11 protein-coding genes and 1 pseudogene are annotated in these 13,011 nt (G+C 40.0%); 1 reads left to right on the forward strand and 11 read right to left on the reverse strand.

The features are described 5' to 3' along the window. Positions 1–220: 220 nt before the first annotated feature. Entirely contained in the window at positions 221–1,090 is an 870-nt protein-coding gene (locus tag B9D94_RS16265) for a cation diffusion facilitator family transporter (RefSeq protein WP_036638352.1), read from the forward strand. A 36-nt stretch (positions 1,091–1,126) separates the two neighbouring features. Here B9D94_RS16265 and B9D94_RS16270 read toward each other — a convergent pair whose 3' ends face one another. The 11 genes and pseudogenes from B9D94_RS16270 to B9D94_RS16330 all read right to left on the reverse strand — a co-directional run bounded on the left by B9D94_RS16270 (position 1,127) and on the right by B9D94_RS16330 (position 12,797). After that, entirely contained in the window at positions 1,127–2,275 is a 1,149-nt protein-coding gene (locus tag B9D94_RS16270; RefSeq protein ID WP_253806172.1) for a kanamycin nucleotidyltransferase C-terminal domain-containing protein, read from the reverse strand. A gap of 240 nt (positions 2,276–2,515) precedes the next feature. Next, a complete protein-coding gene (locus tag B9D94_RS16275) occupies positions 2,516–3,124 on the reverse strand; it encodes a sugar O-acetyltransferase (RefSeq protein ID WP_006209879.1) in 609 nt (202 codons plus the stop codon). Positions 3,125–3,792: 668 nt separating this feature from the next. Then, positions 3,793–4,281 carry a hypothetical protein gene (locus B9D94_RS16280; RefSeq protein WP_148247506.1) on the reverse strand — a complete coding sequence of 163 codons (489 nt, stop codon included), beginning with the start codon at positions 4,279–4,281 and terminating at the stop codon, positions 3,793–3,795. Positions 4,282–4,780: 499 nt separating this feature from the next. Then, the gene (locus B9D94_RS16285) at positions 4,781–5,449 is read right to left on the reverse strand and encodes an HAD family hydrolase (RefSeq protein ID WP_036638355.1); all 669 of its coding nucleotides are present in this window, start codon (positions 5,447–5,449) and stop codon (positions 4,781–4,783) included. Positions 5,450–5,739: 290 nt separating this feature from the next. Next, positions 5,740–6,081: a hypothetical protein gene (locus tag B9D94_RS16290; protein WP_148247507.1), complete on the reverse strand. Its 342-nt coding sequence runs from the start codon at positions 6,079–6,081 to the stop codon at positions 5,740–5,742. A gap of 256 nt (positions 6,082–6,337) precedes the next feature. Continuing rightward, positions 6,338–6,769, reverse strand: coding sequence for a GNAT family N-acetyltransferase (locus B9D94_RS16295; RefSeq protein WP_006209875.1), 432 nt, complete (start codon positions 6,767–6,769; stop codon positions 6,338–6,340). Positions 6,770–7,237: 468 nt separating this feature from the next. After that, complete coding sequence (locus B9D94_RS16300) at positions 7,238–8,353, reverse strand: aminopeptidase (protein ID WP_148247508.1); 1,116 nt, start codon at positions 8,351–8,353, stop codon at positions 7,238–7,240. A gap of 333 nt (positions 8,354–8,686) precedes the next feature. Beyond that, entirely contained in the window at positions 8,687–9,121 is a 435-nt protein-coding gene (locus B9D94_RS16310) for a GNAT family N-acetyltransferase (RefSeq protein ID WP_051449297.1), read from the reverse strand. Positions 9,122–10,125: 1,004 nt separating this feature from the next. Then, positions 10,126–10,542, reverse strand: coding sequence for a GNAT family N-acetyltransferase (locus B9D94_RS16320; protein WP_253805985.1), 417 nt, complete (start codon positions 10,540–10,542; stop codon positions 10,126–10,128). 1,054 nt (positions 10,543–11,596) lie between these two features. Further along, positions 11,597–12,123, reverse strand: a pseudogene (locus tag B9D94_RS16325) (GNAT family N-acetyltransferase). Between the two features lie 230 nt (positions 12,124–12,353). Further along, positions 12,354–12,797, reverse strand: a complete 444-nt coding sequence (locus B9D94_RS16330; protein ID WP_006209869.1) for a DUF4279 domain-containing protein — start codon at positions 12,795–12,797, stop codon at positions 12,354–12,356. Between the last annotated feature and the right edge of the window lie 214 nt (positions 12,798–13,011).

Below are 13,011 nucleotides of genomic sequence, written 5' to 3' on the forward strand. Positions count from 1 at the left end.
TAACCTCCAGCAAGCCAAGTTGTTTGTTAAGCTGTTATACTTAATTAACGCTTCAAGCCCCGTCGTAGTCTCGCTCTATCTTTCTTAGTCTGGTGCAACTCTTTTTGCCCCTTGTCACTTATTAAGAGAGAGGAAAAAACGTTGCTCTAGACCCACCCATAATCGGCTTGGTAATATAGTCAGGTACTATTCAGGGGCGTGCGGAAGGAGTCGGCTAGATGTGGAGCAACAACGTTTCAATGATTTAAAATTAGGTGAAAAAGGTGCCATTATCAGTATCATTGCTTATATATGTTTATCTGCAATCAAACTGTTCATAGGCTATACCGCGAACTCCGAGGCCCTGCGGGCGGACGGATTAAATAACGCCACGGACATCGTGGCCTCCATTGCAGTCTTGATCGGACTTCGATTGTCACAAAAACCGGCTGACCGGGATCACCCCTACGGACACTGGAAAGCGGAGACGGTGGCGTCCTTAATCGCTTCCTTTATTATGATGGCCGTAGGTATCCAAGTATTGTACGGGGCCATATCTTCCGTATTTGAAGGAAATCATGAGTCCCCTGATCTCATATCCGCGTGGACCGGTATCTTCTGTGCCATTGTGATGTTTATGGTTTATCGCTATAACAAACGACTCGCAACGAAAATAAACAGTCAAGCCGTTATGGCAGCCGCCAAGGATAACCTCTCGGATGCCTGGGTCAGCATCGGTACGGTTGTCGGTATTGTTGGCGCCCAATTTCATGTGCCATGGCTTGATCCGCTAACTGCCGTCCTGGTCGGCTTTCTGATATGCAAAACCGCATGGGATATCTTCCGCGATGCCTCTCACCATTTAACCGATGGATTCGATGAGAACATCATTAAGAGTTATAAAGAAACGGTGAAGCAGGTTTATGGAGTAAAGGGAGTCAAAGACATTCGTGCAAGAAATTATGGCAGCAACACAGTTGTCGATATCGTTATTCTCGTAAAATCAAATCTGGATATCAGGGTTGCTCACGATATCTCGGATCAAGTGGAGCATGAGTTAAAAGAAACGCACGGCGTTTATGATGTTCATGTTCATATCGAACCGAATTAAGCTTCCAACAGACGACAAAACAAGGTCCGGCCGTATCTACACTGGCCGGACCTTGTTTTGTCTATTTGCGTCTTCGAGCGATTTTTCAAGATCAAGCTTAAATTGCTCCAGCGTCTCATAACGATTGATGGTAACTCCCTCCTCGATGAGAAGTTTCTCCAGACCCGATTCCAGGCATAGGACCGCTTCGTGAAGCGGAGCGAAATTGCCGGGATCCAGCACTGACACCAGATCCGGCAGCCCTTTGCTGAGATAAACCTGTTGGTAGTTCAGACTTGAGTCTAATGAGGTCGGCCAATACCCATGTTCAGCGTTATAAATAAAACGGGCGATCTCATCTTGGGCACCAATCGACCAGAAATAGGCGATTGGATAATTCCCAGTTTCACAGGCCGTCTTGAGTTTATCCAGAATCCCCTTCACCTCTTCATAAAATCCCTTCATTCGGTCCGGATAAGAGGGCTGCCCCGTTAGCGCAGCTTTCTCCTCGATCAATAACGAAAGCATACTCTCGACGAGATGTTCGCATGCATCGCGAATGCTCTCTGCCGAATCTGCACACATGATGTAATCCATCTGTTCTTCCAAACGGGCGGGTTTTAGCGCAAAATTCATGATCTGGCTTTGGTTCTTGCCCCAGCCGCTCTTGAGATAGGTTCTATTGAGAAGTGCCAGACTCGAAAGCACCTGGATTAGTACATCATGAGCTTCATTGCGGTAGTATGTGATGTTTCCCTCGCATGGTGCCTTCCCGAGCTTATACAAATGAAGATACACGGCACGTAACTGTTCTTCGGCTTTATCAATAAACGACTGCTGGCTCGGAGGCATATCGATAATCGTTTGCTGCAGCTTCTTAAAGCGTGACAGATCCTCATCGCTCCGCGAATACAGCAGAATCGAGTCCGCGATGATGGAGGTGTTCGTTTCCTGATAGGTTGCCATGCGTTCGGCACGTTCCCAGCTGATCGGCCAGAAATCGAAGCTGATATCTTGCATAACAAACTGTATACTTGCACGATAACCTTTTGGCGTGGCCGGTATGAAGAAAAAATCCAGATCCGATCGCTTGGTAGCCGTGCCCTGTGCGTATGATCCGTAATAGGCAACAATTGCGATATCCTGTGGATAATTATTTTTGATATGATCCACCAGCGTATCAGCGACGTCCATTATATGTAACACCAGGATTCCCCCTTTAAATTCGAATGGCTTGCTCTATGATAACAGAACGAATTCGAACATCTTAAGGGAAACTTCAAATATAGTTTAATTTTACACTCCGTAATAAAAAGCCAATGAGCAAAATGAGCAGACATGTAAAAAAGAGTGATGCGTATTAGTCGAGCCTAATGTGCATCACTCTTTTATGAACGCCTTAGCAAGGAGGATAAACCTCCTCCAACAGCGTGATCCTAGCGTACTTTAGTAGTCCTCCACGTCGAATTTCCTATCTTTATAATAATACGGTCGGTCCTCTTCCGTAATCGTTCTTAAGACTCTGCACGGATTCCCGACAGCGATCACGTTGTCCGGCAGGTCTTTGGTAACCACGCTGCCTGATCCGATGACTACGTTATGACCGATGGTTACACCCGGATTAACGACCACGTTAGCACCTATCCAGACGCTGTCGCCTATGGTAATGGGGATCCCATACTCATATCCTGAGTTTCTTGAATCCGGATGAATCGGATGTCCAGCCGTGATGATGGATACATTGGGGCCAAACATGACGTTATCCCCAATCGTCACCTTGCCTACATCCAGGATCGTACAATTGAAGTTGGACATAAAGTTATTCCCAACCTCAATATTTTTGCCATAGTCACAATGAAAAGGCGGTAAAATATTAAGATTTGATCCGGCTTTTCCCAGAATGCTTCTCATAATCTCATCTATTCTCTCCTTCTCCTCGGGAGGACATAGATTATATTCGCGGATCTTCTTCTTGTTCGCTAATTGTTCTTCAGCAAGTCCATCCATCCATGCTTTATACGGAAGACCAGCCAGCATTCTCTCTTTATGGTTCATCATTTCTTCTATAATCTCCTTTATGTAAATGATGTTGGTCCATGCTATTGTACCAAATAAGCCGCTTGCGCTTAAATCCGCTGGATAAAGCGGTCTCCTCAACACGGTTATCCAGTATCAGCTTCCTATGGTGGTGTCATGACCAATGAAGAAAGTCCGGCCATATTTCTATTGGCCGGACCTTTCATCGTCTATTCTGCATTTTCGATCGACTTTAGCGCCGTGTCGAAGACTTAGCCTCGCAGGGTTATCTGCTGCTCATGCTTCTCCGAATAAGCTTCTGTAGATTAAGAGACCTATATATATCGATATGTTAATACTATGTTATCTGTAGCTTTACACTTCTCATGCCATTTCGACATTCACGACGTCTCATCGATTTTAAGGCCGAAAGCCTGAGTGGTTTGCCGGCAGTGAGTCAGTGCAGATGTCTCTGTTGTCTTTAATTACAGGCAATAAATAATCGAGAATTTCAGAAAATCTGTCAAATAAGTTTTCGTTAAATGTTACACCCCAGCATTCTTCCCCAGCTTTTTGAAATGAGGTCATTTTCATCATTTTGTAAAGGAGGCTCGAGGATATTCAATTAGCTTTACTCCGACTTTCCTCATACCAGATGGTGAAATTGGCCCGCAGTGCGAATATCGTGTTATCCAAAATCCTCGTCTTCATTGAGACACCCTAAATATGTCTTTCATTATTGTTTGTCTAACTTTTTCACTTGATTGCTCTAACATTTGTACCAACTGACTTGCATAATAAGATACATAAGAAGAATCTATTTTAGATTCTTCATCAAAAAAATTTTCAGGGTATTCGGATCGGCTAATATCTTCTTCTCGAACTGCACCAAAATATTCAAATACATATTGAAATCCGGCATTCTTAATTAGTTCATCAACTACTTGTTCTATTCTTTCACGGCTTATATTATCTACAATGACTACTGGAGAAGATCCGCACCAATATGCCCCGTTTAAACAATGTCCATTTTGCAAATAATCTTTTCTAATTGATTCAATACATTTGATGGTATAGAAATTTGAAATCCATTTTGATGAATCAGGGAATGTGACGACTACATCCACCTGAGCATCTTCTTCATCATCTGCCCATCCTTCTGCACCTATATGAATATGCCTTCTTTTTTCAAACATATTTTCCACTCCTTGTCTTTTAACCCTCATACATATCAATCTTTTTTTGAAGGTATCACATAACGTTCTTACATTCTATTCGAGAGTACTGTTTTATTTTGTGCGACCCAAAATGACATGTCTGGATATCCGTTAATCACATCTTGCCATACTTCATTGATGCTTCATCCCATGCAGCCTTTAGGTATTCATCTTGGTTCTCCCTTGTTCTTAATTGGAAAAATTCATCAGCGGAATTGATCATTCACATTCTCACTCTTCTTTCTTTTGTGCTTTTTAACAGTGCTTCTGATGTTCGCCTAACGTTGTTGTGTTCACGACGTCCATTCACCCTAAGTTGCTAGAGTCGTGCGAATAGCTCGATCTCGGCCGGCCGTGATGCGGTTGGGTGAATGGATGTGTCCCGGCAATCACTTCTCCGATTTTTCTTCCGGGACCGAGGCAGTTTGACTGCCTATGAGTGAACACGTTGTTATACGAAGATCACTACTTCCTTGTATTACTCGCAATTCCATTGTTCTATAATTGTTTCGATTTCTAGCAAATCTCTTACTAGTCCATCATGTTCAAATTGATCTGTATAATAAGTATCTTCCTTCCAGATCCCCTTCATACCAGCATTCTTACTCGCAGTGACATCATTAATTGGATGATCACCTACATATACACATTCCTCAGGTAATACTTTCATCAAATCAGCTGCTCTAAGAAATATGGCTGGGTCAGGTTTTCTAAGGCCCTCTACCTCAGAGATCAATATCACCTCAAAGTACTTCTGTATTCCTAGAGCGTGGATATTACTAGATTGAAAGTCACTGAATCCATTAGTGATCATCCCAAGCTTGTAATCTTGTTCTTTGAGCTTTTCAAGTATTTCAAAGGTATTTGGAAATGGTATAGCATACTTACAAAATCCATTTTTATAATCAGCTAATAACTCATTCCAATCAAGTTGCAGATCAAATTCCTTTATTAATTCCTGGTAGACTCTATCCTTCCAAACATATCCCCGATTATCCAGTTCAATAAAGCGATTAATATAGCTCTCCTTATCTATATTCTTAGCCTTCTTTATGATCCGTTCATATTGATCGACAATGAATTCATATAGTGAACTGTTACGGTTTAATATAGTACCATCAAGATCAAAGATAATTGATCGAATCATATGTTTTTCCGCCTTTCAATGCGTTTCAGTGATGTTCGCCTAACGTTCCTGTATTCATGACGTCCCACCGACTCAAAGCGACGAATGTCGCCGGGCTCGATGTGCGCTTAGTCGGTGCGGATGTGTCCGGTGATTGCGCTTCCCTGCAACTGAAATGCCTCACGGAATCACTTCTAACTTCATGCCGGACCGAGGCAGCTTTTCTGCCGAAGCGTGAATATACTGTTATACGATGCCTTGTCTTCTAGAACTGCCACCAAATCTGCTCTTCACCTTTATTTCTTTGCCCTTTATATTATATCTCCATCTTTTTCTGACTTTATATCAAAATTAATTTGATAGCTTTTTCTAAACAGGTTTAAATCTGTAATTCCTCTTTCTATTTCATCAAAGAAATCAAAGACTAATTCTTTTGCATTAGTTAATCTATCATCTACCATAATTCTAATATTGATCATACCATCACTTGAACTCGAACTCGTTGCAGTAGTAGTAACTAGCTCTTTACTATTCATGGTCTTTTCCGCTTTAACTAATGAATCTACTAATTGATTAAAATCGATTTCATTATTATTGTTACAGCCAACTGTAATAAGAGAAAATAAAATTATTGATACTATTAAATATCTCATTTAATCTCCTTCTCTTAATGATTTTACAAGGATTTCACATAACGTTTATGTATTCCCGAACCGAGAACCTTAAGGCCCGAAGGGCCGGACCGCGACGCGGTTAGGCTCGCAGGGTTGTCCGCCAACGCTTCCCTGTACCTCTGAATTCGCTCCGCAGTGAAATCCCTTCGCTCTTGGCGCACCAAGGGGCAAACGCCCCGCCTCGGGAATATGGTGTTATGTAATGTCTGCCTCATCTTCGAAAAACTTTCAAAAATTATAAGTACTTCTTAAAGGCTTTACTCGAATCACCGTCATAACCTAACTTTGTATAGAACTCGTGTGCTTGCTTCCTCGAAGCTCCGCTGGTTAAAAAGACCTTAACGCAATCCCTTGAAATACACAGATCTTCAATATGCTTCATAATGAGCGATCCATAACCTTGACCTTGTCTGTTTCCAGATACAACTACACGTTCTACAACCCCAAAAGGTTGTGACTCTATCAACGCATCTAAACATAGATGCAGATGTGCAGTTGCAACGATCTCTTGGTCTACTTCGCAAATGAACAAGAAACTATTAGGATTTTGTTTAACTTCTTCTATTCTATCTTCCAACACTTTTATTTTTGTGTTGTTTGGAAGCAATTCTTTATATAGTCGTTCAATCGCTCCGGCGTCCTTTGTTTCAGCTTCACGAATTATCATTCACATTCTCCTCTGTATTTAGGCTTATTTCACGTAACGTTTGTGTATTCACGAACCCGAGGGGATTAAGGGAGCAACGCGACCGGGTCCGACGGGCTTAGCCTCGCAGGGTTGTGAGCTGATTCTACTTCCCTGACTACCTCATCTTGCGAACCAAGGGCGTAGTCCGCAGTGTAGATACTGTGTTAGGCGATGTATCTGCCTTCTTCGATTACACTTTTCTAATAATGAGCCCTTCTTCAAACTCCTCTATCTTATCCATGTCTCTTCTAATTCTCTTAATCTATAAAAACGTACAATAGTGAAATTACTACCAATGTCTTCACTATATATCTGATTTTGCAAAGATAGACCCTAGTTCTCCATTTTTTTTATGTAGCCCAAAAAAGAGAAAATGGATTATTTAGAACTTTCTATACTTTTGAAGGGGTCTTCTAAGTAAAGGATGTAAATATGAAGTCAATATCATCACTTTAAGTTTTCAGGATTTAATCCTTTTAAAATATCAGGAATAAACATTCCATCTTTGCGGATTAATATATCATCAAACCATATCTCTCCACCGCCATATTCTGGCCTTTGGATATTAACAATATCCCAGTGAAGCTCGGACCAATTTTCATTTCCAGGTGAACTAACTGGAACACATCCAGGTGTAAAGTGAAAGCTTCCCCATATTTTTTCATCAAATAAAGTATCTTTCATAACATTCTCAATATATGGATTAAGACCAATTCCAAATTCACCAAAATACCTCGATCCTTGATCCGTATTCAGTAATTTATTAATTCTTTCTGAATCATTTCCGGTAGCATGTATAATTTTGCCGTCCTTAATTTCAAAACGAATGTTCTCGTAAGTGAAGCCCTCTTTTAAAGAAGGTGTATTATACGAGATAACTCCGTTGACTGAATCCTTAACTGGCATTGTATACACTTCTCCATCTGGAATGTTCATAATTCCTACGTCTTTAATAGAAGGCATGCCTTTAATCGAAAATGTTAACTCCGTTCCTATTCCTAAAATTCTTACTTTATCTGTTCGATCCATTAATTCAACTAGATTATCCATAGCTACATCCATTTTTGAATAGTCCAGATTACATACATTAAAATATAAATTCTCAAAATCCTCTGTTGACATGTTCGCCTGCTGTGCCATGGCATGATTGGGATAACGAAGAATACACCATTTTGTATGAGTGTAACGTCTGCCATTGATCTGTTGTGAGTAATATTTTCTAAACAAGCCCATTTTCTCAGGAGAAACACCACTTAGTTCACTCAAATTCTCCCCAGCTCTAATAAGTATATAGGCTTGCATATCGTTTACTCGGTTTAGGTCGTAAGATGCCATTGCTATTAATTGTTCTTCAGTACAATCAATCAAAATCTCTCTTAATAACTCATGATTATTTATTAATAGAAATGGGACTCCACCTACGAGATAAGACTGCCTTACCAATTCTTTGGCCAAGGGAATTTCCAATCCATCCACCTCAATTAGTATTTTTTCCCCTCGTTGCAGCTTCACCGAATATTGAATAAGATTTTTAGCGAGTTGTTCAATTCTTGGATCTTTCATTGTTAGTCTCCTTCAGTACTTCATTATATTTGTTGTTCATATTATTGTTGATAGTATTTGGATACATGTAGATGTTTATCATACAATAATTTCGTCTAACGTTATGGCATTCACGAACCCTCACTGGCATAAGCAGCCGGTCGATCGAGCGCAACGATCGGTCTGCCGGGTCGAAGACTTAGCCAGTGCAGGGTTGTCCCCTGAGTATGCTCCCCTACTTCCACCTCGGGGGGGGGACCGAGGGACGCGGCAGCAGACCGATGCATGAATATGGTGTTATCTGATGTTCTTGCCATCTTCGAAATTGCTGAGAGCACTTTAGTATTTAACAAATCAGATTCGTTTAATAAATCCACGCTTAGTGCCCTCATATCCAATTGATTCATAAAATCTATGGGCTTGTTCACGATTTTTACTAGAAGCTAAGATTATATAAGAGCATAGGTTTTCCATAGCAAAATCCTCGAGTGCATTCATGAGTTTCTTACCAATTCCACTTCCCTGGTACACAGATGAAACAACTACATTTTCTACAAGCAAGTATGGCTGACACTCTCCTACAATATCTGGACAAACAATGCCCATGGCTGTTCCAACTACCTTTTCCTCTAAACATGCTACTGCAACATAGTAGTTTGGTTGCTTATGTAATAGGTCTAACTGATATTGGATCTTTTCAATGTTAGATCTCGTTCCAATAAACTCAACGAACAATTCAGACAACTCAAATGCGTCATCTTTTTTTGCCATTCTGACTTTTATGTCCACGCCTTCAGCTCCTATGGTTTATAATCTTGCAAGAATTTCCGATAACGTTCTCGTATTCACGAAGCGACCCAGCCTTAGATAGCTCCTATCTTAGGCCGGGTCGTATGTCGTCTAAGTTTCTTCCATGAATATACATCTGACGACCAAGAGGCGTAAGCCCCGCAGCGTGAATGCGATGTTATTTGATGTTCATGCCTTCATCGAATTCCTCAGAAATGCGTATGTGATTCTTTATTATCCTCAACATTTCTCTTCTTATGATTCCACTGAAAAACTCAATTACAAACCAGTATATTTTAAACTTAATTCTCGCTCCCTTTGATGTAGATACAACTCTTGTTGTTGTACTTACATTCAATTTCTGCTTTATTCTGTCAAAATCTATTCGAAAGTTCCATCCGATTTTCACAAAATCTGCTTCATTAAAGTTGATGAATTCCAAACGTGATACTCTCTTCAGATTACCGGTAGGTTTCCATGGTTGCGCAATCAGACCAATGACGAGTTCATCTCTGCCTTCCTGCAGCAAATTGAATCCAACATCAATAAATTTCTTAATAGTAATCGTATTCGAAGGGAGACCTCTGATAAGAAAAAGAGTCTTTATTATCACTGATTTACTAAAATCAATCGAATATAAGATTGATATACTCGGAGAACTGGAGCAATTTAATGCAGCGGTATTCTCCTTGGTAATATCCCACAACGGCAAATAATGATCAAAAGCATCTTGTTATCTCCCCAAATTTAATCATGCATGAATTTCCGATAACGTTCTTGTTTTCACGAAACGCCCCAGCTTTAGATAGCTCTTATCTTAGGCTGGGCAATTGTTGACTGAGCTTCTTCCACGATTATACATCTGTCAACCAAGGGGTGATAGTCCTGTAGCAAGATCAGCTTCTAGATTTCCTTCAACTAAACAATATCATACAAATTTAAAAATAATGGACTCTTTATAATTCATATCCTATAATCCTTTTTCAAGTATCCTACACGCTTTGTTATTCGAAACAATTAGATAGCTTTAAATATTCATGTTTCAAAATACTCATCAATATACGATCGACATATTGACCATTTTTATAGACTTCGTCTCTTAGTATGCCATCCTTCTTGAAACCAGCCTTTTCATAACTCCGAATAGCACCAGGATTATCAGCGTCTACAGTCAAATACACTTTATGAAGGTTTAAACGCTCGAACGCAAAATCCAGAACAACACTTGTCACTTCTGTAGCATAACCTTGCCCCCATACCATTTTGTTCCCAATCCAAATACCAAATTCAGCATGCTTGGACCAAGGATGGATTTTAAACAATTGGGTACTGCCAATCGCGATGCCGTCTTCTTTTATTATGGTAAAATAGACAGCTGATGGATCTGTTTGCGCGTAACTCCGGGTACGTTCTCTAACCACTTCCGGTGTTAGGGCATACCACTTCCTGATGGTAACGTTCGGTTAACTACAGGATCGGACAGCCATTCGTATCGCAGTTCCCAATCTTCTTCAACAACAGGCCTTAATGTTACTCGTTGTCCGTATAGCATATTTCCCCTCCGTGTACTTAGATAAGTAATTATTTTAGCCCACAATTATAATAATAGATTTTATCTAGCAGTATGTCATATAACGTTTATGTGTTCCTGACATCGAAAGGCTTAAGCTGCCTCAATCCATATGCGAAGCATGTACTGAAGCCGGGTGGCTCCGCCACTTAACCTTGCAGATGTATCCGCCTGCCCTACTTCTTCGCCGCTGAATTCCATCATTGTGAGTTAACTTCTATAACCTCGGGCGGACCGAGCGGTGATAACCGCGAAGCTGGAAAACGGTGTTATCTGCTGGATCTGCCCCACTTCTCCGAATCAAGACAGGACGTCGGCCACAGCCTTATTCTCTTTATAGACCTATTTGAATTTGATGTCTTTTCAGACTTTATAGCTTAAAAGCCATTGTCACATCGGTAAAATTATATAGTTTTTTGACTGTTTATAGTCTTGTATTCTTCGTAATGGCTTTATCTAGTTTTTATATGTATTTAGGGCTTCATCTGTATTCTAAGCTTTGTTATTTAGATCATCCTAACATCTCGTTATTTAAATCGTTATAATCAGTTTCGATCCCTTAAAATTTCTTTAATCTCTCGTAATTCTTCTATCATTTCTTTCATTTGTTGATTGTTCCTAGAGTTGTCCATTCCAATTTTCACACTAAAGATACCAATTACTAGATTCACTGCCAACATAATAATAACTTCCAATATATCCTTCCTTTCTCCAAGCAACGGGACGTTGCGAATGTATAGCTCTCAAAATGTCCCTTTGGGGCAATATCTTGCAGATAACGTTTCTGTATTCACGAACCCCAAAGGGGTTGTCTGTTGTAATGCCTCTTCGCAATCCATCCCGGCAGGCCCAGGCTCCGTAAGGAGCCTCAGCTTGAATAGGTTGTTAGGCGTAGTAGCCTCCTTTCAAATCTCTATCCAAAATCTATTTAATATATTTCCATCTTCTTCCATAAAATCTTCATCCCTTAATCCACCATTCTTAATAATTGTATTTTTTGATGCTTGATTAATTTCATCACATACTAAAAAAGCACCTTCAATATTCCCAGTCTTTTACTTTTCAATAAAGCAAGTCTTAAAAGCTCTTTAGCATATCCCTTCCACCTTTCCGACGGTCTGATCCCATAGCCAATATGTCCACCACTATGAAATAGTTTATCTGTCAATTCGTGTCTAATATTTACTGCCCCTACAACAATCTGATTTGCTACTAGCCAATAAGTTGAATTGGCAACAAAGCCATTTGTATTCATTCCTTGTTTGTTATTGTTAAGCCATGTAATCATGTCTTCAAAGTTTTCTGGGTCTTTCTCTATCACCCATGGAACCATATCTTCTCCACTTTGTTTCCATTCCTGATAAAAACTCAAATAGGAGTCTTTCAGTTCAATACTCGGATTAGATAAAACCAACTGATCATTCAACAGCATTGTCTCCTTTTCATTGCATTTAGGGTATTACGCCTAACGTTGTTGTATCTACGAACCCGAGAGGCTTAAGGGGCTTAAGCCCCGGGTTCAACGGAGTTAGCGAGTGCAGGGTTGTCTGCTGTATCCGCTTCCTCGAAAACCCTCTTGCAGACCAAGGGTCGAAAGTCCCGATGTGTGAATACTATGTTATAAGATGTCCCCGACTTCTTTGAAATGCCAAACTCTATTTATTATTCTTCTTGATACGGATTAGAATAAAGGTCACACTCAATTTCTGCATCGATTTTATTTGTGAATTCTATTATTTCTTTATTTATTATTAGTGCGGGAGTAAAGCCGTCGTTCATTCTTATCACAATCATGAACTTACACTCTAATTTATATTTGTTACTTAATTCAACTATTTTTTCTTCTTTACCTAAAAGCTGTTTTAGTATTTTATTTAGTTGCACAGTAACATCTAAGGATTCTTCGTATTCCGTACTAAGTTCCCATACAGTTTCTTTCCTTATGTGTTTTATAGTCTGGGCGATATTAAAGTTGTTTTTTCTTGAAATAAGTTCTCCCATGGTATGCGAATGCGTTGGTCGTAAATTCAATTCTTTTGAGATGTGATCAATTGGAAACTGATCACCATATAAACTGAAATATACTTTTACATTTGTCTTTTCCAAAGAAACCACCTTCAAATAGTTATTTAATATCTTGCGGGGATTTCTGATCCTTTTCGATATCAATAAACCTTGAACCAGTTGATAAATCAAGTGGTCAACATTCCAGCCAACTCCCCCTTCGAAAATGTCACATATCTCCTCGTACGTTCTGCTGAATGTTAGAAGTCTACTACCATATTCATGTAACCAGTCATGAAAGACTTAATATCTGTTT

It is taken from the genome of Paenibacillus sp. Cedars (genome assembly GCF_003184205.1).
In the GTDB taxonomy this organism is placed as follows: domain Bacteria; phylum Bacillota; class Bacilli; order Paenibacillales; family Paenibacillaceae; genus Paenibacillus_AQ; species Paenibacillus_AQ glucanolyticus.

Coding starts and splice junctions, on each gene's coding strand:
- B9D94_RS16300 (WP_148247508.1), bottom strand. CDS start 8,353: ATGAAAGATCCAAGAATTGAACAACTCGCTAAAAATCTTATTCAATAT.
- B9D94_RS16280 (WP_148247506.1), bottom strand. CDS start 4,281: ATGTTTGAAAAAAGAAGGCATATTCATATAGGTGCAGAAGGATGGGCA.
- B9D94_RS16295 (WP_006209875.1), bottom strand. CDS start 6,769: ATGATAATTCGTGAAGCTGAAACAAAGGACGCCGGAGCGATTGAACGA.
- B9D94_RS16290 (WP_148247507.1), bottom strand. CDS start 6,081: ATGAGATATTTAATAGTATCAATAATTTTATTTTCTCTTATTACAGTT.
- B9D94_RS16275 (WP_006209879.1), bottom strand. CDS start 3,124: ATGAACCATAAAGAGAGAATGCTGGCTGGTCTTCCGTATAAAGCATGG.
- B9D94_RS16285 (WP_036638355.1), bottom strand. CDS start 5,449: ATGATTCGATCAATTATCTTTGATCTTGATGGTACTATATTAAACCGT.